This window comes from Rhodococcus triatomae, assembly GCF_014217785.1.
In the GTDB taxonomy this organism is placed as follows: Bacteria; Actinomycetota; Actinomycetes; order Mycobacteriales; family Mycobacteriaceae; genus Rhodococcus_F; species Rhodococcus_F triatomae.
Genome location: NZ_CP048814.1, coordinates 1,271,176 through 1,298,131, shown reverse-complemented (window position 1 = coordinate 1,298,131; position 26,956 = coordinate 1,271,176). Strand labels below are relative to the sequence as shown.

Below are 26,956 nucleotides of genomic sequence, written 5' to 3'. Positions count from 1 at the left end.
CATCCATGTCTCGATCTGCCCTGCTTCCACGCGCTCGCCGGCTGTCGCGCATTGCGCTCGCCGGTCTGCTCGCCGTCGGAATAGCCTCCTGCTCAACAGGTTCAGGGGGCGATACGCTCTCTGCGTCGGATCCGATTCCCGACGAAGTGCCGGAGGGTGTCTCGCTCAGTGTCGCCGTGAAGACCGCCCGTATCCAGAGCCAGGTCACCGACCTGTTCGACGATCTGCCGTTCACCGTCTCGGACTGGCCCGACGTCCAGGGTGGACCCGACGTCATCCAGGCCTTCCGTGGTGGTGCCGTCGACCTGGCGACGAACGCGGCGATTCCGCCGATTCAAGCCGAGGCGACCGGTCTCGACGCGCGGATCGTTGCGGTGCGCGAGAAGGAGATCGCGTCGTACCAGATCGCGACGGCGCCCGAAACCGATATCGAAACGCTCTCCGATCTCCGCGGCAAGAAGATCGCCATCTCGCCCGGGCAGGCCCAAGGCGTCGTCGTCCTGCGTACTCTCGCGGCCGAGGGTATCGGACTCGACGAGGTCGAGTTCATCGAGCTGCCCAGCCCGCAGTTCCTCACCGCACTGCAAGCCAAGCAGGTCGATGCCGCCGTGCTGAGCGAGCCCGCGATCACCAAGTATCTCGACCAGTACGGCGCGGACGGTGCACGTGGAATCCCCACGGAGGCGCTCGATCTCCTGTCGATTCTGTGGGCACCCGTCGAGGTCCTGGAGGATCCGGCGAAGGCGGCGGCGATCAAGGCATTCATTCCGCTCTGGGCCCGTGCCGACGTGTGGACGTGGGAGAACAAGGACGAGTGGGCCCGGAAGTACTACGTCGACAGCGAGGGAGTCTCCGTCGAGGACGCCCAGCGGATCATCGAGACCGTCGCACAACGCCCGAACTATCCGGCCAGCTGGGACGAGGCGGTCGCCTGGACGCAGGAGACCATTGATCTGCTCGACGAGAGCGGCTATTTCGAGAAGTTCGACGCCGAGAAACTGTTCGACCGCCGCTTCGAAACCGTCGCGTCCGATGCGGTTCCTGCCGAGTACCGGACAGGAGTCGAGGGATGACGAACACGCTCTCCGCTCCGCCTCCGCCACGGCTGGCACCCCGGGAACCCTCGGTTGCCCCGGTCGCCGGAAGCAGCCGGGATGTCCGTCGGCTCGGGCTCCGCAAGTCCTTCCCGTTCGCGAGATTGTCGGGAGTATTTCTGCTGCTGGCGATCTGGGCAGCCGGCAGCGCACTCGGGCTGATCGACGAACGCAAGCTCTCCGCCCCCTGGACCGTTGTCGCCACGACGTTCGAGTTGATCTCCACCGGTGTCCTGCAGCAGCACATCGTGGCCTCGCTGGCCCGGGCGGTCACCGGTTTCGCGATCGGTGTCGTCATCGGAACGGCATTGGCGGTGGCAGCCGGACTCACCCGAGTCGGTGACGCCCTCATCGACGGGCCGATTCAGCTCAAGCGTGCGATTCCGACACTCGGCCTCATCCCCCTGTTGATTCTCTGGCTCGGCATCGGGGAGACGTTCAAGATCACGATCATCGCGCTCGGCGCGATCGTCACGATGTACATCCAGACCCACAACTCGCTGACGTCGATCGACAACCGATACGTCGAGTTGGCCGAGGTGCTGGGTCTGTCTCGTGCCACGTTCATCCGCAAGGTCGTCCTTCCCGGGGCACTGCCCGGATTCTTCCTCGGCCTGCGGTTGTCGATCACCGGAGCCTGGCTGACGCTGATCGTGGTCGAGAGCATCAACGCGATCACCGGTCTCGGGAAGATGATGTTCAACGCTCAGAACTACGGCCAGTCCGATGTCATTCTCGTCGGTCTCTTCGTCTACGGCGTCTTCGGACTCACGTCCGACGCACTGCTGCGCATCGCGGAGAGGAGGGCCCTGTCATGGCGCAAGACACTGGCCGGATAGATCGGCCCACCGTCGAGGTACGCGGACTGGTCCGCCGTTTCGGCGAGAAGGTCGTCCTCGACCACATCGACCTGGAGATCCCCGACGGCCAGTTCGTCGCTCTGCTGGGCAAGAGCGGCTCGGGCAAGAGCACCTTGCTGCGTGCCCTCGCCGGACTGGACTACGACGTGGAGGATCGTGAAGGTTCGTTGATCGTCCCCACCGACGTGTCGGTCGCGTTCCAGGATTCGCGGCTGCTGCCGTGGCTGCGTGTCCTCGACAACGTCACTCTCGGGCTCGGCAGTGGTGGCACGGAGCGGGGTGTCGCGGCGCTCGACGAGGTCGGCCTGTCGGGACGTGAATCGGCGTGGCCGAAGGAACTGTCCGGTGGTGAACAGCAGCGTGTCGCCCTGGCCCGCGCCCTGGTGCGTGAGCCCGCACTGTTCCTGGCGGACGAGCCGTTCGGAGCACTCGACGCGTTGACCCGGATCAAGATGCACGGACTGCTCCAGGAGCTGATCGACCGGCATCGCCCGGCTGTCCTCCTCGTCACGCACGACGTCGACGAGGCGATCATCCTCGCCGACCGGGTCCTCGTCATCGACAACGGTCGCATCTCGGTGGACGAGTTCGTCGACCTCCCCTCGCCGCGATCGCTCGCGGACAGCGCATTCCAGGATTTTCGACACATGCTGCTCGGCGCACTCGGCGTCGCAGCGGCAGCACACTGAGGAGCAACCATGGGTACATCACGACGGAAGCTGCATCTGAACGCCTTTCTCATGGCAACCGGCCACCACGAGGCGGCCTGGCGCCTGCCCGAAAGTGACCCGAACGCGAATCTCGATATCGATCACTACATTTCACTCGCACAGACGGCGGAGCGAGGCAAGTTCGATTCGGTCTTCCTCGCGGACAGCCCCGTGCTGTTCACCCACACCGAACGGCGCCCCAGCGGCAAGCTCGAGCCGACGATCATCCTCACCGCCATCGCAGCGGCCACGAAGAAGATCGGGCTGATCGCCACGGCATCGACCAGCTACAACGAGCCGTTCAACCTGGCCCGGCGGTTCGCCTCGCTCGACTTCGTCAGCGGTGGCCGCGCGGGATGGAACATCGTCACCACCGCCGGCGCCGAGGCCGCGCAGAACTTCGGACTCGACGACACCCCGGCGCACCGCACTCGCTACGAGCGCGCGGCCGAGTTCGTCGAGGTGTCGACCAAGCTGTGGGACAGCTGGGAGGACGACGCGATCGTCGCCGACAAGGACGCCGCCATTCACGGCGACTCGTCGAAGGTGCACGTCATCGGCCACGAAGGCGAGTTCTTCAAGGTTCGCGGTCCGCTGAACGTGCCGCGTTCGCCGCAGGGATACCCGCTACTGGTGCAGGCCGGGTCGTCGGAGGATGGCAAGGAGTTCGCGGCCAGGTACTCGGAGGCGATCTTCACGGCACAGCCCACCCTGGAGGAGGGCAAGGCGTTCTACGCGGACGTCAAGGACCGAGTCTCGCGGGTGGGCCGCGATCCCGAGCAGGTGTTGATTCTGCCGGGCATCGTCCCGGTCATCGGCGACACCGAAGAGGAGGCCCGAGAGCTCGAGGCGGAGTTGGAGCGGCTGATCTCGCCGGAGTACGCGCGTGCACAGCTGGCCTCGCGGTTCGGCGTCGAGCCGCACGAGCTGGCACTCGACGAGGAACTGCCCGAGGATCTGCCCTCCGAGGACGAGATCGAGGGAGCGAAGAGCAGGTACACGCTGATCGTCGAACTCGCTCGCCGGGAGAAGCTGACCGTGCGACAGCTCATCGGACGGCTCGGTGGCGGTCGTGGTCACCGGACGTTCGCGGGAACCGCGCAGCAGGTTGCCGACACCATCGAGCACTGGTTCACCAACGACGCAGCCGACGGCTTCAACATCATGCCGGCCGTGCTGCCGTCCGGGTTGGAGAAGTTCGTCGACCAGGTGGTGCCGATCCTGCAGGAGCGTGGTCTGCTGCGCACCGAGTACACCGAGTCGACGCTGCGTGGTCACTACGGTCTGGCTCGTCCGGAGAACCAGTTCACCGAGGAGTCCGCGCTGGTGTCTGCCCGGTGACGATCGCCAGTACGGGAGCTGCCGGAGCTGCCGCCGACACCGGTTGGCTTCGTTACCTTTTCGGCTATTGTCTGCGGCAACGTCGCGACTTCGTCCTCGCGTACGGTGCGGCGGTGGTTGCCGCGGCAGCCACCGCCGCCATTCCGCTGGCCGTCCGCCACGTCGTCGACTCCTTCGACGGCGTGGCGGACGAGTCGCCGCTCGGGATCTGGATCGCGCTGCTGGTGTTCCTGGCGCTGGTCCGGTTCGTCGCCGCATACACCCGGCGGTATCGATCGGGGCGGGTCTCGCTCGGCGTCCAGTACGAACTGCGCGGGGACGCATTCCGCTCCCTGCTGAGACTGGACGGCGTCAAGCAGGACGGGCTGCAGACGGGGCAGGTGGTGAGCCGCTCGATCTCCGACATCACGCTCGTCCAGATGCTGCTGCAGATGTTCCCGCACATGACGGGGAATCTGCTCATGTTCGTCATGTCGCTGTCCGTGATGGCAGTGCTGTCGCCGACTCTGACGTTGGTGGCGCTCGCGATCCTGCCTGCCCTCTGGTTCATCTCGCTGCGCAGCCGCGCCGATCTGTTCCCGGCGAACTGGCATGCACAGGAGCAGTCGGCGGTCGTCGCCGGTGGCGTCGAGGCGGCCGTCACCGGCGTGCGGGTGGTGAAGGGCTTCGGCCAGGAAGAGCGTGAACTCGCGGATCTGGAGGCCAGGGCGGGCAACCTGTTCCGTTCGCGGCTCCGTGTCATCCGGTTCACGAGCCGGTACAACCCTGCGTTGCAGTCGGTTCCGATGATCGGGCAGGCATTCGTCCTCGTCGTGGGCGGCTGGCTCGCGCTGCGCGGCGAGCTGAGTCTCGGCACGTTCGTCGCGTTCACCGCGTACCTCGCCGGATTCGCGGCCCCCGTCCGTCAACTGGCGACGTTGCTGACCGCGAGCCAGCAGGGGCGCGCCGCCGTCGAACGCATCCGGGAGGTCATCGACAACGAGCCCTCCGTCACCGACGCAGCGGATGCCGTGGCCCTGCCGCAGGGGCCACTGTCCATCGAGTTCGACGCGGTCGGTTTCGGATACGTGCCGGGACGTCGACTCCTCGACGGGCTGTCACTGCGTATCGAGCCGGGTGAGACGGTCGCGATCGTCGGATCGGCCGGATCGGGCAAATCGACTCTCGCCATGCTGGTTCCGCGGCTCTACGACGTGGACTCCGGCTCGGTGGCCGTCGGCGGCGTGGACACCCGCGCCCTGTCGTCGGCATCGCTGCGGTCGGCGTCGGGGGTGGTGTTCGAGGAGAGCTACCTCATGTCCGACACGATTCGTGCGAACGTCGCCTACGGCCGTCCGGACGTCGACGAGGAGCGTATTCGTGAAGTACTGCGGATCGCTGCGGCCGAGGACTTCGTGGACGCACTTCCCGAGGGGCTCGACACCGTGGTCGGCGAACAGGGTGTGACTCTGTCGGGCGGTCAGCGCCAGCGGATCGCGTTGGCACGGGCGCTGGTCACCGACCCACGGATCCTCGTCCTCGACGACGCCACGTCCGCAGTCGACGCCCGGGTCGAAGCGCAGATCCACCGAGGTATGCACGCCGAGACGACGGGCCGCACGACGTTGATCACCGCCCACCGACGCTCGACGCTGACGCTGGCCGATCGCGTCGCCGTCCTCGACGGTGGCCGGATGGTCGACATCGGTACCACTGCCGAACTGGACGAACGATGCGCGTTGTTCCGGACCCTGCTTCGCGGTGGGGAGGACACCGCGGAGGCCGTGAATCGCGCGTCCGTGCCAGCGGTGAGCGGAGAGTCCGACATCACCGAAGAACTGTGGCGCCGTGAGGATGCGGATGCCGGGGAAGGTGGCCTCGGTGCCCGGGCTGCGGCCGCGTTCGCCACTGCGGCGGCAGGTTCGAGCGGACCGGGACGCGGTGGTGCGGGGGGCGGCAGCGTGCTGTCCGCGGCCCCGCCCAGCGAGCAGGTGCTGGCACGGATTGCGGAACTTCCGACGCCGACCGGCGACCCGGAGGTCGACCGGGTGCAGACCCGTGCCGCCGATCCGAGTTTCGGGCTCGGCCGACTGGTCGCGCCGTTCGCGTGGCCACTCGCAGCGGGCCTCGTGCTGGTCGGGCTCGACGCTCTGGCACAGATCGCCGTCCCGGTACTGGTGCGTTTCGGCGTCGATCACGGTGTGCTCGACGGATCGGGCACCGTACTGGGGTGGGCAGCGGCGGCCACGCTCGCCGTCGTCCTCGCGAACTGGGCGGTGGGTGTCGCGCAGGTGCGGGTCACCGGGCGGACCGGCGAGCGTCTGCTGTACACCTTGCGGGTCAAGACGTTCGCACAGTTGCAGCGCCTCGGATTGCAGTACTACGAGCGCGAGCTCGGCGGACGCATCATGACGAGGATGACCACCGACGTCGACAGCCTGTCCAACTTCCTGCAGACGGGTCTGGCGACAGCGGTGGTGAGCGCCGCCACGATGGTCGGCGTCCTGATCACCCTGCTGGTGATCGACGTCGAGCTCGCCGCGGTGCTGCTGCTGATCGCTCCGATACTGGTCGTGGCGACGGTGATCTTCCGTCGTAAGTCGGTGCCCGCCTATGCCGAGGCGCGGGACCGGGTCGGCATCGTCAACGCGTATCTGCAGGAGAACGTCACCAACATCCGCGTCACCCAGGTCTACCGGCGGGAGGCGTACAACTCGGTCCAGTTCTCACAGCGCGCGTGGGCATTTCGCGATTCGCGGCTGCGGGCACAGCGTTACATGGCGCTGTACTTCCCGTTCGTGGAGTTCCTGTCGGTCGTGACGACCGGACTGGTGCTCGCGATCGGCGTGGGCCGCGTTCACGACGGGACGCTCACGGTGGGCACCCTCATTGCGTTCGTCCTGTACGTCGAGTTGTTCTTCGCGCCGGTCCAGCAGCTGTCCCAGGTCTTCGACGGCTATCAGCAGGCAGTGATCGGGCTCGGTAGGCTACGGGGCCTGATGCGCACGCCGACCACCACGCCGCAGGCAGCCAGACCGATACCGGCACCGCGGCTGCGGGGCGAGATCGAGTTCGACGACGTGCACTTCGGATACGGAACCGGCGCCGGTGAGGCGTTGCGCGGGGTGTCCCTGCACATCGCTGCGGGCGAGACCGTGGCGCTGGTCGGCCGGACCGGTGCCGGCAAGTCCACGGTCCTCAAGCTCCTCGCGCGATTCTACGATCCGACCTCCGGAGCGGTACTTGTGGACGGAACCGACACGCGAGCATACGATCTCGGATCGTTCCGGCGGCGACTCGGTGTCGTCCCGCAGGAACCGCACCTGTTCGGGGCCACCGTGCGCGATGCCATCGCCTACGGCCGTCCCGGGGCGAGGGATGCCGAGATCGAAGCCGCGGCACGGGCCGTCGGCGCACACGAGATGATCGCCGAGCTGGCACTGGGGTATCTGCAGCCGATCGGGGAGCACGGGCGCAACCTGTCCGCCGGTCAGCGCCAGCTGTTGGCGCTCGCCAGGGCCGAACTGGTGGACCCGGACATCCTGCTGCTGGACGAGGCCACCGCGTCGCTCGACCTGGCGACCGAGCAGCGGGTGCGTGCCGCCACCGATGTGCTCACCCGGCGCCGGACGACGGTGATCGTGGCGCACCGGCTGGCGACCGCGGTCCGAGCGGATCGTGTCGTCGTGCTCGGCGACGGTGTCGTTCTCGAGGTCGGCACCCACGCCGAACTGCTCAATCGCGCCGGAGCGTATCGAAAACTGTGGGACGCATACGCACCGAGCGGAGACGAGGCCGTCCCGGCCGGCTGACAGGGGCTGTAGGTCCGCCGAGGCGTCGGGTGGGTCTGCTTGGATGTGGGCATGACACAGCCACCGCAGCAGCCGCCGTTCGGGCAGTTCCCCGGTGGGCACTCCTTCCCGCCGGGCGGTGGATTTCCGCCGCCGAAGAAGTCACGCAAGGGCTGGATCATCGCGGTGGCCGTGATCGGCGTGATCGGCGTGATCGGCGTGCTCGTGGTGCTCGGCGCAGTGGCGCGGGTGGGTGTGAACGTGGTGGCGGACAGGCAGGCGACCGCATTCGAGGTCGGCGACTGTCTCGAGGCAGCGGTGCCCAGCGGGAGTGTGCCGCTCTCGGAACTGGATTCGGTGCCCACCCGGCGTGATTGTGCCGACGAACGCGCCATCTACGAGGTCGCGAACACCGGATCCGGTCCCGACGAATGCGGGGTGTTCGACAGCGTTCTCTCGCGAGACGGTAAGGCGCTCTGCCTCATGGCGAACTTCCACGAGGGACGTTGCTACGCGGTCAGCGAGGTCGGTGTCGAGATCGTGGCGGCCTCGTGCGCCGTGTCCGCGGGAGAGTCCGGAGCAGACATGGTGATCCGGGTGGTCCACCGGATCGACGACCTCGGTGGTGCCTCGTCCTGCGACGAGGCCCTCGCTCCGATGGAGTACGAGGAGTACGGACGACTGTATTGCTTCGAGGTCCTCTGAGTTTTCGATCACGCAGCGGTCCTGGTACTCCGCGTCCCGACTATGCCGTGTTCCGACTATTCCACGTCCCGACTATTCCACGTCCCGACTATTCCACGGGGCGCACCGAGATGATCCGGTGCAGGGTGAACCTGCGGACCGCGCCGGTGCCGGGATCGAAGGCCTCGAGTTGGCCGCCTCCCACCCCGATGGGGTCGACGATCCGGTGCATCGCCACACCCTGCGCATCGACGTAGCCGATCGCGACACTGGTCCGGTTTCGGGCGGCCGTCGCCAGCATCGCGACGGTGGCCGCGCTGCTGGCGCGGGACCCGTCCGAGCGGATGCCCGAGGTCTTTCCGGTGTCCGCGGCGAGGTCGCCCGCCCGCATGGTGCGTACCATCGAGGCCAGTTGCTCCGCGTCCGGAGTCGCGACTGCGCGGGTACGTCCCGAGCGGTTCCGCCGCACCGGCACCCGCGCGCCGCGGGGGCGCAGGTCGACCAGGGCTCCGGACGAATCCTCGCCTGCCGGAGCGAATCCCGCGGCGCGCAACTCCTCCAGCACGGCCCGCAGGGGCGCCTGGGACACCGCGACAGTGGGTGCCAGGGCGCGCAACGCGAGCGCCTCCGCGACCGGTGAGGCGAGAACCTCGGCGAGCAGAGCAGGATCTTCGCAGCGCAGGAACGACGACGCGACTCCGGCCCGGAGCCTCCCGTGTCGGCGCGCGACGTCGTCCACCAGGTAGGTGAGGGACTGGGGCACCGGTGTGCGTGAGTGGGTGCCGAACAGGGCGCGGATCTCGGCAGCGGTCATGCCCGCGTCGAGCGCCCGTCGGATGCTGTCCTCGCTGATCCGGTACATCGACGCCGCACCCGCGGACTCGATGTCCGCCACCAGGGTGACCCGGTCCAGCAGGTCCGCGGTGAGCGGGCCGGGCGCGACGATCGTGAGATCGGCCTGCACCAGTACGTAGTCGATCGGATCGGGCAGCACCTGCGCCATCTGGGCCTCGGTGTCGCCGCCGTGGAGCAGCGCTCGCCCCGGAGAGCTCAGTGCCCCGCGAGCAACCAGCCCCACCGCCGCGGCCTCGTGCAGCGTGTTCTCCACGGACCGGGTACGCAGCCGAGACGACCACCGGGGCCGCTGCCAGGAGAGGGAGACGCTCACGTCGGCCGGCGGAACCGCGTCGCCCGGTTCGAGCTCGGCGAGCACCGAGAGGATCGCGCGACGATCCTCGGGCGCCGAGGGTGCGCGGCCCTCCTCCGAGAGCGCTGCGATCGGCTTGTCGGCGGAATCTCGCTGGCCGATGAACCAGGGCATACGGGGCATCTCGTACCACGCACCGGCGAGCGTGTACCAGCGGTGCGCGGTGGACGCGTTCAACCACGAGTCGGCTGCCGTCGTCGGCGCCCAGTAACTGTCGCCGGTGTCGGACACCGGCGGATCGGGCGGGCCGGCGGCGACCAGCCCGGCGGCGACCAGGATCTCCACGACCACCCCGAGCCGGGTCTCGTCGATACCGGTCGCCTTCACCAGTCGCTTGAGCTCGCGCACCCCCAGCCCGCCGGCACGCAACACGGGCGCGGGGGAGGCCCCGAGTGCCGCGAGGACGTCCTCACCGTGCCGAATGAGCTCGAGCGCCTCGCCCGCGGCCGCCGCGTTCACGTCGGCGGGCTTGTGATGCGTCGTCCGCACCGGCGGTGGCCGCAGGCTCGCGGGGTCGTAGGCGACCTCGCCGCGGAGTACCTGACCCACCTCGTGGGGGAGTTCGACGGTGTCGTCGTCGATCCAGCGCAGTAGCTGTGCCGCCAGCAGGCGTTGCACCGGGCGGTCCGGGGGTGTGCCGGGCGCGGCGTCCCTGGTGCGCCCGAGCGGACTGGAACCGGCGAGTGTGTCGAGGAGGTTCCGTTCCGCGGGCTCGATCCGCTCCAGGGCCGCGACGATCTCGTCTTCACCGAGCGTCGTCGCTCCGTCGATGGCCCGTCCCACCCGCCAGGGCAGTGCCGACGTCGCGGCCGGGACGAGGCGCAGCCCGGTGTCGTCACCCCAGACGAGGGCCCGGGCGCGAAGCATGTCCAGCACCCGCCGCAATTCCTTGACCGGGACCCGCCCGTTGACGGCGTCCCGGAGCACGTCGAACGTGACCGGCGCCTCCTCGGCCCGTTCGAGCGCGAGCAGTTCGATGACGGAGAAGTGCAGCGACGTCAGGCCGTCCGCGACCCGCATCACCGAGGTGCGCTGTTCGGCTCTGCCTGCGAGTACGGCGACCGTCGCCGGGGGCGGCACCGCCAGGTCCGGTCGCAGCCGTAGCAGGTCGGCGAGTTCGTCGTCGCTGCGACCCGACAGCCATTCCGCGAGGTTCGCGGCAGGCTGCCGGGTGCCGCGAGGGCGCTCCGGTCGGGGGGCTGTGTCGGTCATCGCCCCTCAGATTAGTGACCTGGGCTGTACTGCGACGAAGGCTGGTGTCAAAATGTCTGCGTGGCTAACAAAGCGAAGAATCAGTATGTGGATCCAGGCTGGCCGGACGTCGCTGACGGTGACCATGCGGTGACGGAGTTGTCGTCGTCCCGTGCAGGCGGTCTGTCGCCGTTCGGTGAGGACACCGAATTCCCGCTTCCTGTCGAGTCCCTGCCCTACGCGCACCCGCACACCGTCATCAATCGCTGACACGGCATCCGACGGAAAGGCCCCGCACCACACCGGTGCGGGGCCTTTCCGTCGTGTTATGTCGCGTGTGCCGCGTGTGTTCGCTCGCGATCCGCGGGGTTCACGACAAGATGAATGGCACTTTCATCGCCTCAGGGGCGATGAAAGTGCCATTCATCCGGTGAAGCTGTCTTACTTCAGCAGGTGGCGGTTCGCGTCGATGAACGCGAGGACCTGCGGGTCGAGTTCGATGCCCTGCGCACGGACGGTCTCGATCGCGGTGTCGATGACGTCCTGGACCTGGGCGGCACCGTCGACGGTCGGAACCTCGGTGACGGCCGGTGCGGGAGTGGTCTCCGCTGCCGTTGCCGGGGCCTGACGCTGCGTCGGAGCGCTCGACAGGCCGAGGCTGGACGAGCAGGACGGCCAGGCGCCCCAGCCCTGGGACTCGAGGACGCGCTCGGCGACGACGATCTGCTGTTCGCGGCTGGCGTTGTGGGCGGAGGCGGCGAATTCTCCGCCGCCGTGTGCGTTCCAGGTGCTGGGCGAGAACTGCAGCCCACCCTGGTATCCGTTTCCGGTGTTGATGGCCCAGTTGCCGCCGGACTCGCACTGTGCGAGGCGGTCCCAGTCGGAATCGGGTGCAGCGTTGGCGGTGCCGGCGAATGCGGCTCCGGCGACACCCATGATGGCGCCGGTGACGGCGACCTTGGCGACGTTGCGGCCAGTGTTCGTGGGCTTGCGATGGCGTCCGCTCATGATGGTCGAGATCCTCTCCACGCGCGCCTGCGAGGTCAGCTGTCGGGTTCGAGCTGAGAGGTCGCTCGGCCTCGCCTTTCCTGGCGGGAAAGGGCCTGGCTTCACCCCGAGGCCGTGGCATGCGGTGCATGTCGCGGCCGGTGTCCTGTGCGGAAACCGGAGTCTCCTGGAGGACTGTGGGTCCCCCGTCCCCGTCCCTCGGATTGCTTCGTCGGGAATCCGGTTCCCACGGGACAGGGTTTGGCGCGGCGGGACCGGATCTGGCCGAGGTTTCCTCGACCGGAGACGACGGTAACGCTCCTCGGCCCTCGTGTCACCATTTGGTAACGCGGCGCGTCTCCCGTTGTTCCGGTCCGGCTTTCGGCCCGCATCGCCTCTTCCCAGCTAGTCGGCCCGAACGGTGGCCGAGAGCTGCCGTACACCTGTCCGTTATAGGCTCGTTATGTGAGGAAGGTCACATCGAGTGGGGAATGGTCGCGCTCGGTTCCACGTGCGGGTGGCACTCGGTTCCACGTGCGGGTCGCACTCGGTTCCACGTGCGGGTCGCACTCAGTTCCACTGCGTGGGCCGTGCGTCGACGTCGACGATGTCCTTGCCGAGTGGCATCAGGGAGATGGGGATCATCTTCAGGTTCGCGATCGCGAGGGGAATGCCGATGATCGTGATCGCCATCGCGATCGCGGAGACGACGTGGCCGATGGCAAGCCAGATGCCGGCCACGATCAGCCAGATGACGTTTCCGATCAGTGAGCCGACTCCGGAGGTCGGCTTGTCCACCACGGTCTTTCCGAACGGCCACAGTGCGTAGACGCCGATGCGGAACGCTGCGATCCCGAACGGGATGGTGATGATGAGGATGCAGCAGATGATTCCGGCGACGAAGTAGCCCAGCGCCAGCCAGAGGCCACCGAAGACCAGCCAGATGATGTTCAGCAGGATCCGCACGATCGAGTCCTTTCGAGGGGCCGGCCGGGGGTGCCCGAGGGCGTCACCGACTTCGGCGACCGGAGGTCAGGGCATAGACGATAGCGAGCAGGAACCCGAGCGGGCAGGCGAACATCGCGACCACGTAGAGCGCCAGGTTCGGGGCGTCGTCGGAGAACGCGTGCAGGAGGAAGACCGCCACGATGGCGGCGAGCCCGACCACGAACGACACGACGGCCGAGTAGAAGAGCGCTGGCGAGTGTTTGGGAGCTCTGGTCACGACTCCACGTTATGCCACTCCCGCTGCACAGCGACGTGTCGCCTACCGCGGCCCGCCCGCGCCCCGGGAAAGGGCGTGCCCGGCGCCCGGAGCACAGGCTAGACTCGAAGTATCGGCGCGTCCTGCAACCAGGTAGGGCGCGTTGTTTTGCATTATCCACGGGCCGCATTCACACGGAGTGCGGCTGCTGTCAGCGGAGCGGGTGAACACGGTGCCGACCGGCAAGGTGAAGTGGTACGACGTCGAGAAGGGCTTTGGCTTTCTGTCGCAGGAGGACGGTGAGGACGTGTATGTACGTGCGTCCGCGCTGCCCGCGGGCGTCGAGGGCCTCAAGGCCGGCCAGCGCGTGGAGTTCGGGATGGCCGCCGGGAGGCGCGGGCCGCAGGCACTGAGCCTGAAGGTGCTCGATCCGGCCCCGTCCCTGCGTGCGGCCACCCGTCGGGAGCCGGCCGCCAAGAAGCACACGCCGGACGAGTTGCACGGGATGGTCGAGGACATGATCACGCTCCTCGAGGCGAAGGTGCAGCCGGATCTGCGCAAGGGGCGCTACCCGGACCGCAAGACCGCGCAGCGGATCTCGGAAGTCGTGCGGGCGGTCGCGCGCGAGCTGGACAGCTGAGCAGACACCGACAGCGACACGACACGGCGAGGCCGCGGAGACCGAACTCGGTCGCCGCGGCCTCGCCGTTCGCTATGCAGCTCTGCCGTGTCGCTATGCAGCTCTGCCGTTCGCTACACCAGGGTCTGGATCGACCAGACTGCGTGCACGAACGGGCGCTCCTGCTCGTCCACCACGGAGGACGGAAGCTGGATCTCGACGCCGATCAACGGATTCTCGATCGACGAGGGCACCGTCACCGCAGAGGCGTCTCCGGGTGCGAAGAGCTGTTCCTCGACGGTGCCGCCGTCCGCGGTCTCGTACACGGCGAGCAGGCGCCAGCGCACCGAGGAGACCTCACTGGGCAGTGACAGCTGCAGCGGCGATCCCGGCCGGAGCTCGAGAATCGTGACGTCCCCCTCGGTGCAGTCCTGCAGATCCATGGTGCAGTACTGGAACGGCGGGACCGTCACGGACGTGCCGTCGGCGAACGCGGTGACGGTCACCGGCCGCGGATCCGAGTTGCGGATCAGCACCGTCAGCACCGCAGTGAAGGCCACCAGGGTGACGAGCAGCCCGGCGGCGACCGCGATGACGATCTTCTTGGTGCGTGCCTGCATGTTCACTTACTTCACGGTTCCCGTCGGTCGGTCGACCCGGTGGGTCGAGAGGGGCTCGGTCACTTCCTGCTTCGCGAGGTTCGGTCGCTTGCCGCCCAGCCCGGGCAGCAGTGTGCTTCCACGGTAGGACAGCACTGTCTGGAGCAGACCGAGGGTCAGCACCACCGACACCACGGTGAAGCCGATCCAGAAGGTGGTGGGCAGGAGCACCCCCAGGGTGCCGCCGACGACCCAGCTCAACTGGAGCACCGTCTCGGAGCGGCCGAATCCGGACGCGATCGACTCCTCCGGGAGATCGTGCTGGAGGGAGGCGTCGAGCGAGACCTTGGCCAGGGCGCTCGCCGCCGAGGCGACGAGTGCCGCCAGCGCCGCGGCCAGCAGGTTGTCGGTGACGGCGGCGAGGACGGCCACCACCCACACCGCGCCGGTGCAGCGGACGACGATGAGGGCGGGACGGCCCAGTCTCAGTCGCGCTCCGGTCGCGTTGCCGGCGAAGTTGCCGATACCGGCTGCCGCGCCCACCAGGCCCAGCATCGCGGCCTGCATCAGCGGTTCGTGTTCGGTGGTCGCCTTGGCCACGAAGGCGATGTACAGCGTGAGGAAGCCGGTGAGAACGCGGATGGTTCCGTTGCCCCAGAGGCCGACGATCACCGACCGGCCCAGCGGCTGCCGCCGCTTGTCCGGCTGGACCGGGGTGGTCACCGGATCGATGACGGCGGTGCGGGCATCGTCACCGTGATAGGTGATCGTCGCGGGCACCTCACCCTCGGTGACCTCGACCCAGGACGGGATCCGCATGCTCAGGTAGGTGCCGAGCGCGGTGACGAGGGCCGCGAACCACAGTGCACCGGCCGAACCGGTCAGCGCCGCCAGCGCCGCTGCGACGGCGCCCGCGCCGATCGTGCCACCGATGAGACCGAACACGGTCAGTCGGGAATTGACCCGGACCAGGTCGATCTCCGGGGGGAGCACACGTGGTGTCACCGCGCTCTTGAGCACCGAGAACGACTTGCTCAGCACCATCATGCCCAGCGCGGCCGGATACAGGATCCAACTGTCGAAGTTGAAGACCAGCAATATCGCCAGCACCGTGCGCAACGCGAACGAGGTGGCCAAGGCGAGCCTGCGTCCGTGCTGGAGCCGGTCGAGGAGCGGACCGATCACCGGAGCGATCACCGCGAACGGTGCGATCGTGATCAACAGGTAGAGGGCGACCTTCGTCTTGTCCTCGCCCGTCGCCGCCGAGAAGAACAGCGTGTTCGCCAGTGCGACGGCGATCGCGGCGTCGGTCGCGAAGTTCGCCATGACCGCGTACGTCAAGGCGGTGAGGCCGGACTTGTCCGCCCCGTCGGCCTTGGCGGCTCGCTGGAACGTCGCGATGCCCCTGTTGGTCAGTTCGCGGCTGCGCATCGCCGCGACACGGGTCACGGTCAGCTTGCGCGGCATCGGGGGAGCCTTCGGTGTGCCCTTCGGGTCGCGGGGGGTGTCCTGGGGGTCACGCCGGGCGCCGTTGTCGCCGACCGGGTGCAGCGGCGGGAGCGGGGTGCGCCGCGCCGACTGCCGACTGGCCGGTGGGTACCGGTCGTAGCCGGGGTGGGCCGACGGATCGCCCTCCATCCGGCGCGTCGGAGCCGGACCGTCCGGGCGCTGCCCCGACCGATCCCTGCCGGCGTGCCGACGTGGATCAGGTTCGTTGCGGTCACTCGGTCCGGTCACGGTTCCAATTCTGTCCTAGTCCGGGAGCGAACGCCCACACCCGCCCGCCGGTTACTGGTCACTCGGCCCGTCACGGAACGAATCGGACCTCGAACATGCTCGGCCAGTACTTGCCGGTGACCAGGAACCGATCCGTGCCGGGGACGGCGGCGATGCCGTTGAGGACGTCCGCGGGCCGCTCACCGGCATCGATGTCGAGTGACGCACGCAACTGCCCGGCGTCGATCCGCGCGGTGACCGCCCCGGTGCCGGGATCGATCCGCACGATCGTGTCCTCGGTCCAGATGTTGGCGTAGACCGCTCCGTCGTCGGTGCACTCGAGTTCGTTGAGTCTGTCGACGCCACCGGTGTGGTCCGTGACCCGGACCGTGTCCACCGGGTCGAACGTGTCGCGGTCGCGGAAAGTCAGGGTGTCGGAGCCGTCGGAGGTCACGAGCCGGTCGCCGCTGCGGCAGATGCCCCAGCCCTCACCCTCGATCGGGATCTGCCTGCGCTCGACGAGAGTGTCCCGATCCCGTTCGATCGCGATCCCGTTGCGCCACGTGAGCTGCCACAGTGAGTCCTCGTCCACCGTGATGCCCTCGCCGAACAACGGCGCGGGAAGATCCACCCGCACCCGCGGGGTTCCGGTGTCGAGGTCCCGGGCCTCGACCCAGGACTCGCCGACCAGGCCGGTGCCCTCGAAGATCTCGTCGCCGGAGATCTCGAGGCCCTGGGTGAAGGCATCCGGATCGTGGGGAAGGGTCCGCACCACCTCCACCCGCAGGTCGGTGACCGGGCCGTTCGCGGCGGCCGAGGCGTCCGCGGGCGGTCCGTCCTCCGCCGAGCAGCCGGCGACGAGCGCGGCGGCGGCGATCGAGACGACGGTCGCGGAGAGGGCGCGGCGGCGGATCATCGGTCCAGGATGGCAGCCCAGGTGAACGTCCGGGGCCCGGGTGCGGCAAACTGGACGGGTGAGTGTTGCTTCTTCGCCCGAACGCTCGGTACCACGCGTCCTCGCCGACGCGGTAGACCTCGCCCGAGATGCGGTGGTCGCACTGCACGAAGGCGGCGTGGGCGACTATCTCGGTGTCGCCTACGAGGACGAGTGGGCCGCCACGCATCGATTCACCGCCGACCTGGCCGGTTACCACGGCTGGCAGTGGGCGGTGGTGGTTGCCGCATATCCGGAGTCCGACCACGCGACGATCAGCGAACTCGTGCTGCTGCCGGGGCCGGACGCCCTCGTCGCGCCCGAGTGGGTGCCGTGGAACGAGCGGATCCGGCCCGGTGACCTGTCTCCCGGCGACCTGCTCGCGCCGTTCCCCGACGACCCGCGCCTGGTCCCCGGTTTCATGGCCACGGGCGACCCGGTCGTCGACGACACCGCGCTCGAGGTCGGCCTGGGCCGCGCCCGGGTGATGAGCCGGGAAGGTCGACTGGACGCCGCCGAACGCTGGTACGAGGGCGATCACGGCCCCGATACCGAGATGGCGAAGGCCGCGCCCTCCACCTGCGGTCTCTGCGGCTTCTACCTGCCCCTGGCCGGTTCGCTGCAGGCGGCGTTCGGCGTGTGTGGCAACGAGATGTCCGCCGACGGGCAGGTCGTCCACGCCGAGTACGGGTGTGGCGCACATTCGGACACCCTGCTGCCCACCGGTGGCGGTAGCCCGCGCTACGACGCGTACGACGACGGTGCGGTGGAGGTCGTCACGGTGACGACGTCCCAGACACCTGACACGACCGAGACGCCCGAGACCACCGAGACGCCCGAGAGTCCCTCGATGCAGGACAGCACATCGTCGAGCTAGCCGATCCGTTCGGCACCGCCGGCCTGCGTGCCGCGACGCTGGAGGGCTGGCGGAGTTCACCGACCCGGTTGCGTGAGGACGCCGCCACCGAGTCCGATCTCGTGCGGTCCGGGTATCGGGACCGATTGCTCACCGAACTGGCGCAGAACGCGGCCGATACCGCGGCACGCGCCGGTGTCCCCGGATTCCTGGACGTCCGGGTGGACGGCGACCTGCTGTCCGTGGCGAACAGCGGTGCCCCCCTCGACGAGCAAGGAGTGCAGGCGCTGTCCGCGTTGCGCGCCTCCGGCAAGCGAGAGGGGGTCGGCCGGTTCGGCGTCGGCTTCACCGCGGTGCGGTCCGTCGGTGACGAGGTCGAGGTGCGCTCGTCGACCGGTTCGATCGAGTTCTCCGCGGAGCGCACGGGGCGGGCTCTGACGGCGGCCGGACTGCCCGTTCCGGAGGACGGGGTACCGGTGCTGCGGCTGGCCTGGCCGTCGGCCCCGGCTCCGCGGGCGGGATTCGCCACCGAGGTCGTGATCCGGCTGCGTGCCGACATCGACGCGGACCGGCTCCTGGACGCGATGGCCGAGGAGGCCACCGATCTGCTGCTCGAGCTGCCGGCGCTGCACGCGATCACCGTGGGCGACACCGTGGTCGAGCGCGCCGAGCGTGCACTCGACTCCGGTCTCGTCGAGGTGCGGATCGGGAGCCGGACCTGGTGGCGGTACGACACCGAGCATGCGCGATGGTTCGTGCCGGTGCGGGACGGAATCGTCCGTCCGGTAGGGGAGGACGTGCTGCGGGCACCGACCCGTTCCGACGAGCAGCTGTCCCTTCCCGCCCTCGTGATCGGCGACGTGGCGATGCAGCCGGACCGCCGCCGCGTACTGCCCGGTGCCCCGGTGCAGCGGCTCGCCCGGGGCTACGCGGGGCTGGTGGCGGCCGTGCCCGCGGCACAACGCACCGCGCTGGTGCCGGCTCCGACCTTCGCACGCAGCGAGGTCGACGGCCTGTTGCGCGAGGCCTTGCTGGCCGAATTACGTGACGCACAGTGGCTTCCGGTCGTTCCGGATCCCTCCGTCGGCGGCGTGGCCGTGGTCGCTCCACCGCGGGCGCACCTGGTGCCCGGTCTCGACGACGCCCTGGCCGCCGCACTGTCCGACGTGGTCGGGGATCTCGTGATTCCCGACCTGTCGTCGCCCCGGCACCAGCAGGCGCTGGCCGCGGTCGACGTGCACCGGATCGGTCCCGCTCGCATCGCCGAACTACTCGCCGGAGTGCGACGTGAACCGTCCTGGTGGCGAGCGTTGTACGCGGCGCTCGAGCCGCTCGTCGTGGACTCCGTGGTCGCGGAGGAACTGTCGGCGATTCCCGTACCGCTGTGCGACGGCAGCACCGTGACCGGCCCGCGCACGGTGCTGCTGGGCACGGGGATGGATGCCGGACCTGTCGTCGACTGGGCTCGGGTGGTGCATCCCGAGGCGGCGCATCCCCTGCTGGCACGGCTCGGCGCCGCCGCCGCCACTCCGGTGGACCTGTTGTCCGATCCCGCGCTCCTGGCCAGGATCGAGGAGCTCGAGGACGGCGACTTCGAGGACGGTCACCCCGGCGGCGACGAGATCGAGAGTTCAGGCACCGCAACCGAACTCGCCGCGACCGTGCTGTCGTTGGCGAACGGCGCGGCGCCCGGGACGTTGCCGTCGTGGCTCGGGCGCCTGCCGATTCCGGACGCGGACGGCGAACTCCGCCCCGCCGACGAGCTGCTGTTGCCGGACGCACCGCTCGCCGACGTCCTCGACGAGGATTCCCCGTTCGGTTGTGTCGATGCGGCGTTCGCGGAGCGGGTCGGGGAGCGGGCGTTGCGTGCGGTCGGTGTCGGTGCCGGGTTCACGGTGCTGCGCGTCGAACTCCCGTCGGGGCCGGACCACGACCTCGACGACGAACAGGCGTGGTGGGGGAGTCTCGGCGAGGATCCCGAGGTGCTGGAGGCGGTCCGGGATCTCGATCTCGTCGATCCGGCCCGCTGGCGGCAGGCGCTGACGTTGCTCGCGCAGGACCCGTCGACGCGTCCGCTCCTGGCCGACCCGCACGGCTACACCGCGTGGTGGCTGCGCAGGCACGCGGTGCTCGACGGTGTCGCCTGGGGCACGCTCCGCGCTCCGGAGGACCGGGTGTTCGCAGGTCTGCTCGACATCGCCGATCACCCCGACGCCGAGGTCCTTCGTGCCACCCTGGCACCGGCCCGGGTGGATTCGGCGGAGTTCGCGGACCTGCTCCTGCAGCGGCTGGCGGACGCCACGCGCAGTCCCGCACCGGGAGTCGTGACCCGAGCCCACCGCTTGCTGGGTGAGGCGGCCCGCCACGGAGTCCTCGACCTCGACGACATCGACCTGCCGCCCGGCGTGCGCACGCTCGACGGGACCGTCGCGGACCCGGACGATGCGATGGTGCTCGACCGGCCCTGGCTCGCCGCGGTGGTCCCGCCGTCCCGGTTGGTGGTGGGCACCCCGGACACCGCGGACGCGTTGGCGGATCTTCTGGACCTCCCGACCGCCGGTTCGGTGGTGCACGGTGTCGTGATCGGGACCGGCCGCGTGACCAGGTGGGCGGACGAGCCCGGCGCCGTCCTCGCGGCGGCGCTGGCCGGCACCGATGTCCCCGACGGCCCGGTGACCGTCCACGAGCGACTCGCCGTTCGCGTCGGCGGAGCGGTCGACGGCGAGGTCGACGTGCCCTGGTGGGTGGACGAGGACGGCACCACGCACTGCACGACGGAGTGGCGGTGGCCGGTGGCGGCGAGTGAGGCCGCGCGTCGGAGATGAGCGTGGATCTCGAGGTACTCGACGGGGCCGTTCACGCCCGTTCGGCGTGGCTGGTGGATGCGGTCACCGTGTTCACGCACACCGGTGGGACGCTCGCGATGTGGGTGGCGTCGGCGGTCGTGGTGCTCGCGCTCTGGATCCGGGCGCGCCGGGCCGATGCCGTACTGGTCGGCGCCGGAATGCTGGGCGTTCTCCTCGTCATGAGCGGGCTCAAGCGCCTGTTCGCGCGGGAGCGTCCCCCCGTCCCGGAACGCCTCGTCGACATCGACTCGTACTCGTTCCCGTCCGGTCACGCCATGATGACGGCGGCCTTCGTGGTCCTCGTCGCCGTCGTCCTCGCCCGGACCCCACTGCCGGCACCGGTACTCCGGGTGACCTGGGTGCTGCTGGCTCTCTACACGTGTGCGATCGGGTGTTCGCGTCTCTACCTCGCCGCGCACTGGCTCACCGACGTCCTGGCCGGGTGGGTGTTCGGAGTGGCTTGGGCCATGGCGTGTGTCCTGATCGCCCGGTGGGTCTCGGCGCGCAGGCAACCGGCCTGACCGAGGCCCGACCGCTGTCCCGAGGGTGCTACACGAGGCCCTGCTGTGCGCCGCGGTCGCCGCGGAGCGCGGCCCGCCGTTGGAGTCGGAAAAGTCCGTATCCCAGGGCCCCCACGGCGATTCCGGCCAGACAGATCGGCAGTGCTTCCGACCACTTCTCACCCGTGACGATCACCACGACGACCGCGACCGCCCACGCCGACGTGCCCACGATCAGTGCTGGTCGAGGGTCGGAGAGACGGGCGAGGCGCTGCCTCGGGTCGGAGCGATCGTCCACGTTCGCGACTGTACCCCTCGCCGCGTGACTTATTCTCCCAGTGCGCGTCGGCGCGAGGCGCCCACACGTCCGCGTCACCAGCAGGCGTCAATCAGCAGGCGAAAGAAGAGACGATGAGTGCCGGGTCGAAGCTGCTCGACAACTATTTCAAGATTTCCGAGCGTGGCTCGACGATCGGTACCGAGGTCCGCGGCGGTGTCGTCACGTTCGTCGCGATGGCCTACATCGTCGTCCTCAACCCACTGATCCTGGGTAGCTTCTCGCCCGACGACGCGGTGGCCAAGACCGACGTCCTCGGCAACATCCTCCCCGTCAACCAGGTCGCCGCGGTCACCGCGCTCGTCGCCGGTCTGATGAGCATCGTCTTCGGGATCGTCGCCAACTACCCGTTCGCTCTCGCGGCAGGCCTGGGTATCAACAGCCTTCTCGCCGTGACGATCGCTCCGCAGGTCACCTGGCCCGAGGCGATGGGTCTGGTGGTCATCAACGGCGTCATCATCGTCATCCTCGCGCTCACCGGGTTCCGGACCGCGGTGTTCAACGCGATTCCGCCGGAACTCAAGTCGGCGATCGCCGCGGGCATCGGCATGTTCATCGCGTTCATCGGCCTGGTCGACGCCGGATTCGTCCGCCGGGTCCCGGACGCGGCGGGAACGACCGTCCCGGTCGGCCTCGGTATCGACGGATCGATCGCGTCCTGGCCGACGGCGGTGTTCGTCTTCGGCCTGCTGCTGATGGGCGTGCTCGTGGCCAGGAAGGTGCGTGGCGGCCTGCTCATCGGCATCGTCGTCACCACGGTCGTCGCCGCGGTCGTCGAGGCCGTCGCGAACGTCGGGCCCTCGCTCGGCACCAATCCGAAGGGCTGGAACCTGTCGACCCCGGAGTCGCCCGGTGTCGTCGCCGAACTTCCCGATCTCAGCCTGGTCGGCGAGGTCAGCCTCCTCGGCGCGTTCACCCGCATCGGTGTCCTGGCGGCCAGCCTGCTCGTGTTCACCCTCGTGCTGGCGAACTTCTTCGACGCCATGGGCACGATGACGGGGCTCGGCAAGGAAGCCGGACTGACCGACAAGAACGGAACGCTGCCGCGGGTCGGGCGCGCCCTCGTCGTCGAGGGCGCCGGCGCGGTCGCCGGCGGTACCGCGTCGGCGTCCTCGAACACCGTGTTCGTCGAATCCGCCTCGGGCATCGCCGAGGGGGCACGCACCGGCCTGGCGAACGTGATCACCGGCTTGCTGTTCCTCGCGGCCATGTTCCTCACGCCGCTGTACTCGGTGGTCCCGATCGAGGCGGCCGCCCCGGCCCTGGTCGTGGTGGGTGCGCTGATGATCGCGCAGGTGCGCGACATCGATTTCTCCAAGTTCGCGGTGGCACTGCCCGCATTCCTCACCATCACGGTGATGCCGTTCACGTACTCGATCGCCAACGGTATCGGCGTCGGCTTCATCTCGTGGGTCGTCCTCCACGCGGCGAGCGGGGGAGCAAAGAAGATTCACCCCTTGCTGTGGATTGTGGCGGCGCTGTTCGTGGCCTATTTCGCCGTCGGGCCGATCACCGACGCGGTTACGTGAGCTACTTCCCGGCTTCTGCACTATTGTCATGCGCGTGACCACGGATTCTCGCGCTCTCGCCAGCGACCTGTCCCTGGCGGTCGTGCGCCTCACGCGGCAGCTGCGCGGCCGTCGTGCCGACGCTCAGGTGACGCTGACGCAGCTCTCCGCTCTCGCGACGCTCGCCCGCGAAGGCGCGATGACCCCGGGGCACCTGGCGGCGCGGGAAAGTGTCCAGCCGCCGTCGATGACGCGCGTGATCGCCTCGCTCGTGGAGGCAGGACTCGTCGGGCGTGCACCGCACCCCACCGACGGCCGCCAGATCATCGTGACGCTGTCCGAGTCCGGTGAGGCGCTCATCGCCGACGAGACGCACGCTCGCGAGGTGTGGATGAACGAGCAGCTCGCCCGCCTCGACGAGGAGAAGCTCGCCACGTTGCGCGCCGCCGTCGACATCATGACCGAGATGCTCAGCGACTCCGAGTGACGTGTGACGCGGGTCGTGTGACCGACCCGGCGTAGAGCACGGGGAGGTCGAGCTCCACCTCACGTCGGTGCGGGTGCAAGATGGAACGGTGCCTGCCGATCCCGAGACCGAGCCCGCTCCGGCGGATCGGCCGGGAATGTTCGCGGCGCTGAGAACGCGGAACTACCGGCTGTGGGCGTCCGGGCAGATCGTGTCGCTGGTCGGCACGTGGATGCAGCGGGTCGCCCAGGACTGGCTGGTCCTGACTCTCTCCGACGGCAACGCCCTGGCCGTCGGCATCGTGATGGCGTTGCAGTTCGGGCCCACGCTGTTCCTGTCCGTGTGGGGCGGGGTACTCGCCGATCGGTACGACAAGCGCCGCATCCTCATGGTGACGCAGGTGGCGATGGCGCTGTGCGCGTTGGTACTCGGTGTCCTGGACGTCGGCGGCGTCGTCGATCTGTGGCACGTGTACCTCATCGCATTCGTCCTGGGCTGTGCGTCGGCGATCGACGCGCCGGTGCGGCAGTCGTTCACCATCGAGATGGTCGGCCCGGAGCGTCTGTCCAACGCGATCGCGTTGAACTCCATGACCTTCAACACGGCCCGGATCATCGGCCCCGCCGTCTCCGGCGTCCTCATCACCCTGATCGGCACGGGGTGGGTGTTCCTGCTCAACGTCGTCACGTTCGCCGCGGTCCTCGTCGGACTGCTGCTGATGCGCGTGGACGAACTGATGCCGGCGCCGGCGACGGAACGGGCGAAGGGCCAGGTTCGCGAGGGCTTCCGGTACGTGTGGGGGCGGGCGGATCTCCGTGTCCTCATGGCCGCGGTGTTCATGGTGTCGACGTTCGGCCTGAACTTCCCCATCAGCCTGGCGGTGATGGCGCGCAACACGTTCGGGCACGGGGCGGACGCGTACGGGCTGCTCTCGACCACGCTGGCGATCGGAACCCTCGCGGGAGCGGCGCTCGCCGCCCGGCGCAAGACACCGCCGCGGCTGCGGACCCTGCTCGGTGCGGCCGCCGGGTTCGGCGTCTTCGAGATCGCTGTCGGCGTGATGCCGACCTACGCCCTGGTCGCGATCATGCTCGTGCCGACCGGCGCACTGACTCTCACCTTCACCACCGCCGCGATGAACATTCTGCAGATGTCCGTGCCTTCCGAGATGCGAGGGCGCGTGATGGGGATCTATATGCTGTGCTTCCTCGGCGGCACGCCCCTCGGCAGCCCGGTACTCGGGTGGCTCGCCGACGTTCTCGATCCGCGAGCACCCCTCGTCGTGGGCGGGGTGATCTCGCTTCTCAGCGGGCTGCTCGCGGCGGCCTACCTGATGCGGCACGAACAGTTGCGGCTGAGAGTGCGCCGCCCTTCGTCGGGGCGGTACCTACCGATCGTCGAACTGCGCAATACGGTCGTCTGTGACGCCACGGAACAGGCCGTCGAGGCGGGAAGCGACGCTCGGCGAACATGAGAAGGCCGCTCGGCGCCCTCGCACTCGGCCCAGCTGTCTGCACCTCCAGTTCGTCCGTTGCCGGCTGGACGGGGTGCACGGAGCCGGAGAGGGCGCAAGGGTCGGGCCCCAGGTGAGAGGGTGCCGACGGGCGCTGATCGGGATACGGGACGATAGAGCGGTGGCACATGTTATCGACATCGACGACCCGGCCGATCCCCGGCTGGACGACTTCCGCGACCTGAACTCGTCGGATCGGCGGCCGGACCTGCCGGACGGCAAGGGGCTGGTGATCGCCGAGGGCGTACTCGTCGTCCAGCGGATGCTCACGTCCCGCTTCTCCGCGTTCGCCCTTCTCGGCGTGGATCGGCGTCTGGCCGAACTCGAGGAGGATCTCGACGGCGTCGACGTGCCGTTCTATCGCGCCTCCGCCGAGTTGATGGCCGAGGTCGTCGGGTTCCACCTCAACCGCGGGGTCCTCGCGGCGGCGCACCGCCCCGCCACGCTCTCCGTGGACGAGGTCCTGGACGGTGCCCGCACCGTCGCCGTACTCGAGGGGGTCAACGACCACGAGAACCTCGGCTCCATGTTCCGCAATGCCGCCGGGCTCGGCGTCGACGGGGTGCTGTTCGGCAAGGGCACCGCAGACCCGCTGTACCGGCGTTCCGTGCGCGTCTCGATGGGGCACGTGCTGCGCGTTCCGTTCGCGCACGTCCCGCGCTGGCCCTACGATCTGGAGCATTTCCGGGACAAGGGTTTCCAGTTGATCTCACTGACACCGGATCCCGGTGCGATCACTCTCGCGGACGCGATGACGGGGGAGAAGGTGGCGCTGCTGCTCGGCGCGGAGGGGCCGGGCCTCACCGAACACGCCATGCGTGCCACCGACGTCCGGGCTCGGATCCCGATGGCGCCGGGCACGGATTCGCTGAACGTGGCCACGGCCGCCGCGATGGCGTTCTACGAGCGGGTGCGGACCGGACGATGACGCGATATACGCCGTTTCGGCCGCCGACGCCCTGGGGTACCGGACTGCTCGTGTCCCTCTTCTCGACCGTGGTGGTGGCCACGGCCGCGATCGTGTTCGCGTCGCAGTTGGCGCGGGTCAGCGTGGTACTCGCGGTGGTACTCAACGTGATCGTCGGTGTCGGCGTGGTTCTCACGGTGTGGCACTGGCGGACCCGGCCGACCTGGCGGTGGGTGGTCTACGGAATCTGTGCGGGCATACCCGTCGGCTGGGTGGCCGCGCTCGCCGGGGCGTCCTGACATCACGCCTGTGCATTGTCGTCACGCCTGTGCATTGTCGTCACGCCTTGAAGCCCAGCCAGCGCAGCAAGCTCGGTGACCGCTTGGCCGGGGCCGGGCTCTGCTCACCGTGATCGGCCGGGGGGGGCCGGATCCGGATTCCGGGTTTCGGGGACCTGCGGCGGCGCGGGAGCGACGGGTGCTCCGGCCCGGAAACCGTGGACGAGTAGCCGGGCCGGGTCGATGGCGTCGTCGGGTTGTACTGCTGTGTAGCGAAATCCGAGCCATGCGCGGTTCGCGGCCTCGGCGAATCGCTGAGGGTGGAAGGGCAGCATCTGCGGGTCGGGGAACACGTCGAGCGGATACGTCATCGGAAACTCGCCCGCCCAGAACGGTCGCTCCCACACCTGCGGGACACCGATATCCTCGAAGATGTCGGCGGCATCGGCGCTGAACGATCGGCGCAGTTCCTCACCCCGCCACTCCGCGAAACCTGCGCGTGCGCCCGCCACGGACGAGGCGACGAACAGCGTGCGCCCGGACGATCCGGCACGTCGCCAGTGTTCCGGTAACTCCGACGGCAGCATCGTCGCGGGGAAATCGGCACACACCACTGTCACGCCCGGATACACGCCGACGTACAGGACATCGGGAGTCCCGGCCGCCACGTGGGCGAGGGGTACCTGCCCGAGGGGCGTCACGTCGTCGTCGAACAGAACGCGTGCGATTGCCTGCCCGGACCGCGCGTCGGGCGCGGGATACCCGCGTAATGCGAGCGCGGGGCGCGGCGAATCGACGTACCAGATCGTCGACAGCTCCGCCCCCACCG

At 69.0% G+C, this 26,956-nt stretch carries 25 protein-coding genes; 16 read left to right on the top strand and 9 right to left on the bottom strand.

Annotation, left to right across the window (positions count from 1 at the left end; genetic code table 11):
• Positions 1-5 precede the first annotated feature (5 nt).
• The 6 genes from G4H71_RS06095 to G4H71_RS06070 are packed head-to-tail and all read left to right on the top strand — an operon-like array spanning position 6 to position 8,480.
• Positions 6-1,073 carry an ABC transporter substrate-binding protein gene (locus G4H71_RS06095; protein ID WP_072736076.1) on the top strand — a complete coding sequence of 356 codons (1,068 nt, stop codon included), beginning with the start codon at positions 6-8 and terminating at the stop codon, positions 1,071-1,073.
• Positions 1,070-1,933 (top strand): ABC transporter permease, encoded by an 864-nt coding sequence (locus G4H71_RS06090; protein WP_072736075.1) that lies wholly within the window; start codon positions 1,070-1,072, stop codon positions 1,931-1,933. The genes G4H71_RS06095 and G4H71_RS06090 overlap by 4 nt, the downstream gene beginning before the upstream one ends.
• Entirely contained in the window at positions 1,909-2,643 is a 735-nt protein-coding gene (locus G4H71_RS06085; RefSeq protein ID WP_072736074.1) for an ABC transporter ATP-binding protein, read from the top strand. The genes G4H71_RS06090 and G4H71_RS06085 overlap by 25 nt, the downstream gene beginning before the upstream one ends.
• Before the next feature lie 9 nt (positions 2,644-2,652).
• Complete coding sequence (locus tag G4H71_RS06080) at positions 2,653-4,005, top strand: LLM class flavin-dependent oxidoreductase (protein WP_072736073.1); 1,353 nt, start codon at positions 2,653-2,655, stop codon at positions 4,003-4,005.
• The gene (locus G4H71_RS06075; RefSeq protein ID WP_169847105.1) at positions 4,002-7,796 is read left to right on the top strand and encodes an ABC transporter ATP-binding protein; all 3,795 of its coding nucleotides are present in this window, start codon (positions 4,002-4,004) and stop codon (positions 7,794-7,796) included. Before G4H71_RS06080 ends, G4H71_RS06075 begins: the two co-directional genes overlap by 4 nt.
• Before the next feature lie 51 nt (positions 7,797-7,847).
• Positions 7,848-8,480, top strand: coding sequence for a hypothetical protein (locus G4H71_RS06070; protein WP_072736072.1), 633 nt, complete (start codon positions 7,848-7,850; stop codon positions 8,478-8,480).
• A gap of 88 nt (positions 8,481-8,568) precedes the next feature.
• Here the strand turns inward: G4H71_RS06070 and G4H71_RS06065 are convergent, their stop codons facing one another.
• On the bottom strand, positions 8,569-10,878 hold the full coding sequence (locus G4H71_RS06065; protein WP_072736071.1) for a helicase-associated domain-containing protein: 2,310 nt from the start codon (positions 10,876-10,878) through the stop codon (positions 8,569-8,571).
• 60 nt (positions 10,879-10,938) lie between these two features.
• Between G4H71_RS06065 and G4H71_RS06060 the strand changes: the two genes are divergently transcribed.
• Positions 10,939-11,127 carry a hypothetical protein gene (locus G4H71_RS06060; protein ID WP_072736070.1) on the top strand — a complete coding sequence of 63 codons (189 nt, stop codon included), beginning with the start codon at positions 10,939-10,941 and terminating at the stop codon, positions 11,125-11,127.
• A gap of 171 nt (positions 11,128-11,298) precedes the next feature.
• Here the strand turns inward: G4H71_RS06060 and G4H71_RS06055 are convergent, their stop codons facing one another.
• The 3 genes from G4H71_RS06055 to G4H71_RS06045 form a co-directional block, all read right to left on the bottom strand.
• Positions 11,299-11,865 carry a resuscitation-promoting factor Rpf1 domain-containing protein gene (locus G4H71_RS06055; protein ID WP_072736329.1) on the bottom strand — a complete coding sequence of 189 codons (567 nt, stop codon included), beginning with the start codon at positions 11,863-11,865 and terminating at the stop codon, positions 11,299-11,301.
• Between the two features lie 549 nt (positions 11,866-12,414).
• Positions 12,415-12,810 (bottom strand): YccF domain-containing protein, encoded by a 396-nt coding sequence (locus G4H71_RS06050; protein ID WP_072736069.1) that lies wholly within the window; start codon positions 12,808-12,810, stop codon positions 12,415-12,417.
• A 43-nt stretch (positions 12,811-12,853) separates the two neighbouring features.
• Complete coding sequence (locus G4H71_RS06045; RefSeq protein ID WP_072736068.1) at positions 12,854-13,069, bottom strand: hypothetical protein; 216 nt, start codon at positions 13,067-13,069, stop codon at positions 12,854-12,856.
• A gap of 211 nt (positions 13,070-13,280) precedes the next feature.
• On the opposite strand from G4H71_RS06045, the gene G4H71_RS06040 reads away from it, so the two are divergent.
• Complete coding sequence (locus G4H71_RS06040; RefSeq protein ID WP_072736328.1) at positions 13,281-13,688, top strand: cold-shock protein; 408 nt, start codon at positions 13,281-13,283, stop codon at positions 13,686-13,688.
• A gap of 113 nt (positions 13,689-13,801) precedes the next feature.
• Here G4H71_RS06040 and G4H71_RS06035 read toward each other — a convergent pair whose 3' ends face one another.
• From G4H71_RS06035 to G4H71_RS06025, 3 genes are all read right to left on the bottom strand, one after another.
• Positions 13,802-14,287 (bottom strand): DUF2771 domain-containing protein, encoded by a 486-nt coding sequence (locus tag G4H71_RS06035; RefSeq protein WP_072736327.1) that lies wholly within the window; start codon positions 14,285-14,287, stop codon positions 13,802-13,804.
• A 6-nt stretch (positions 14,288-14,293) separates the two neighbouring features.
• Positions 14,294-16,003: an MFS transporter gene (locus G4H71_RS06030; protein WP_371842119.1), complete on the bottom strand. Its 1,710-nt coding sequence runs from the start codon at positions 16,001-16,003 to the stop codon at positions 14,294-14,296.
• Between the two features lie 70 nt (positions 16,004-16,073).
• Positions 16,074-16,898 (bottom strand): glutaminyl-peptide cyclotransferase, encoded by an 825-nt coding sequence (locus G4H71_RS06025; RefSeq protein ID WP_072736066.1) that lies wholly within the window; start codon positions 16,896-16,898, stop codon positions 16,074-16,076.
• Between the two features lie 58 nt (positions 16,899-16,956).
• Between G4H71_RS06025 and G4H71_RS06020 the strand changes: the two genes are divergently transcribed.
• Genes G4H71_RS06020 through G4H71_RS06010 form a run of 3 tightly spaced genes read left to right on the top strand, consistent with a single transcriptional unit; the run spans position 16,957 to position 21,139 of the window.
• Positions 16,957-17,793 carry a DUF3027 domain-containing protein gene (locus G4H71_RS06020; RefSeq protein ID WP_083342805.1) on the top strand — a complete coding sequence of 279 codons (837 nt, stop codon included), beginning with the start codon at positions 16,957-16,959 and terminating at the stop codon, positions 17,791-17,793.
• A 23-nt stretch (positions 17,794-17,816) separates the two neighbouring features.
• Complete coding sequence (locus G4H71_RS06015; protein WP_083342804.1) at positions 17,817-20,597, top strand: sacsin N-terminal ATP-binding-like domain-containing protein; 2,781 nt, start codon at positions 17,817-17,819, stop codon at positions 20,595-20,597.
• Positions 20,594-21,139: a phosphatase PAP2 family protein gene (locus tag G4H71_RS06010; RefSeq protein WP_072736063.1), complete on the top strand. Its 546-nt coding sequence runs from the start codon at positions 20,594-20,596 to the stop codon at positions 21,137-21,139. Before G4H71_RS06015 ends, G4H71_RS06010 begins: the two co-directional genes overlap by 4 nt.
• 28 nt (positions 21,140-21,167) lie before the next feature.
• On the opposite strand, the gene G4H71_RS06005 is transcribed toward G4H71_RS06010, so the two are convergent.
• Positions 21,168-21,416, bottom strand: coding sequence for a DUF2530 domain-containing protein (locus G4H71_RS06005; RefSeq protein ID WP_072736062.1), 249 nt, complete (start codon positions 21,414-21,416; stop codon positions 21,168-21,170).
• Between the two features lie 113 nt (positions 21,417-21,529).
• Between G4H71_RS06005 and G4H71_RS06000 the strand changes: the two genes are divergently transcribed.
• The 5 genes from G4H71_RS06000 to G4H71_RS05980 all read left to right on the top strand — a co-directional run bounded on the left by G4H71_RS06000 (position 21,530) and on the right by G4H71_RS05980 (position 26,148).
• Positions 21,530-22,984 carry an NCS2 family permease gene (locus G4H71_RS06000; protein ID WP_072736061.1) on the top strand — a complete coding sequence of 485 codons (1,455 nt, stop codon included), beginning with the start codon at positions 21,530-21,532 and terminating at the stop codon, positions 22,982-22,984.
• Positions 22,985-23,018: 34 nt separating this feature from the next.
• On the top strand, positions 23,019-23,450 hold the full coding sequence (locus tag G4H71_RS05995; protein ID WP_072736326.1) for an Rv0880 family HTH-type transcriptional regulator: 432 nt from the start codon (positions 23,019-23,021) through the stop codon (positions 23,448-23,450).
• Positions 23,451-23,586: 136 nt separating this feature from the next.
• Positions 23,587-24,903, top strand: coding sequence for an MFS transporter (locus G4H71_RS05990; protein WP_072736325.1), 1,317 nt, complete (start codon positions 23,587-23,589; stop codon positions 24,901-24,903).
• 160 nt (positions 24,904-25,063) lie between these two features.
• On the top strand, positions 25,064-25,870 hold the full coding sequence (locus tag G4H71_RS05985; RefSeq protein WP_072736060.1) for a TrmH family RNA methyltransferase: 807 nt from the start codon (positions 25,064-25,066) through the stop codon (positions 25,868-25,870).
• Complete coding sequence (locus G4H71_RS05980; protein ID WP_072736059.1) at positions 25,867-26,148, top strand: DUF2537 domain-containing protein; 282 nt, start codon at positions 25,867-25,869, stop codon at positions 26,146-26,148. The genes G4H71_RS05985 and G4H71_RS05980 overlap by 4 nt, the downstream gene beginning before the upstream one ends.
• Positions 26,149-26,252: 104 nt before the next feature.
• Here G4H71_RS05980 and G4H71_RS05975 read toward each other — a convergent pair whose 3' ends face one another.
• The gene (locus tag G4H71_RS05975) at positions 26,253-26,954 is read right to left on the bottom strand and encodes a DUF6928 family protein (RefSeq protein WP_260440804.1); all 702 of its coding nucleotides are present in this window, start codon (positions 26,952-26,954) and stop codon (positions 26,253-26,255) included.
• Between the last annotated feature and the right edge of the window lie 2 nt (positions 26,955-26,956).

What these genes read in the sequence shown, in the direction of transcription:
- G4H71_RS05990 (WP_072736325.1), top strand. Translation starts at nt 23,587, where the DNA reads ATGTTCGCGGCGCTGAGAACGCGGAACTACCGGCTGTGGGCGTCCGGG.
- G4H71_RS06065 (WP_072736071.1), bottom strand. Translation starts at nt 10,878, where the DNA reads ATGACCGACACAGCCCCCCGACCGGAGCGCCCTCGCGGCACCCGGCAG.
- G4H71_RS06090 (WP_072736075.1), top strand. Translation starts at nt 1,070, where the DNA reads ATGACGAACACGCTCTCCGCTCCGCCTCCGCCACGGCTGGCACCCCGG.
- G4H71_RS06010 (WP_072736063.1), top strand. Translation starts at nt 20,594, where the DNA reads ATGAGCGTGGATCTCGAGGTACTCGACGGGGCCGTTCACGCCCGTTCG.
- G4H71_RS06035 (WP_072736327.1), bottom strand. Translation starts at nt 14,287, where the DNA reads ATGCAGGCACGCACCAAGAAGATCGTCATCGCGGTCGCCGCCGGGCTG.
- G4H71_RS06025 (WP_072736066.1), bottom strand. Translation starts at nt 16,898, where the DNA reads ATGATCCGCCGCCGCGCCCTCTCCGCGACCGTCGTCTCGATCGCCGCC.
- G4H71_RS06000 (WP_072736061.1), top strand. Translation starts at nt 21,530, where the DNA reads ATGAGTGCCGGGTCGAAGCTGCTCGACAACTATTTCAAGATTTCCGAG.
- G4H71_RS06070 (WP_072736072.1), top strand. Translation starts at nt 7,848, where the DNA reads ATGACACAGCCACCGCAGCAGCCGCCGTTCGGGCAGTTCCCCGGTGGG.
- G4H71_RS06085 (WP_072736074.1), top strand. Translation starts at nt 1,909, where the DNA reads ATGGCGCAAGACACTGGCCGGATAGATCGGCCCACCGTCGAGGTACGC.
- G4H71_RS06055 (WP_072736329.1), bottom strand. Translation starts at nt 11,865, where the DNA reads ATGAGCGGACGCCATCGCAAGCCCACGAACACTGGCCGCAACGTCGCC.
- G4H71_RS05980 (WP_072736059.1), top strand. Translation starts at nt 25,867, where the DNA reads ATGACGCGATATACGCCGTTTCGGCCGCCGACGCCCTGGGGTACCGGA.
- G4H71_RS06080 (WP_072736073.1), top strand. Translation starts at nt 2,653, where the DNA reads ATGGGTACATCACGACGGAAGCTGCATCTGAACGCCTTTCTCATGGCA.
- G4H71_RS06095 (WP_072736076.1), top strand. Translation starts at nt 6, where the DNA reads ATGTCTCGATCTGCCCTGCTTCCACGCGCTCGCCGGCTGTCGCGCATT.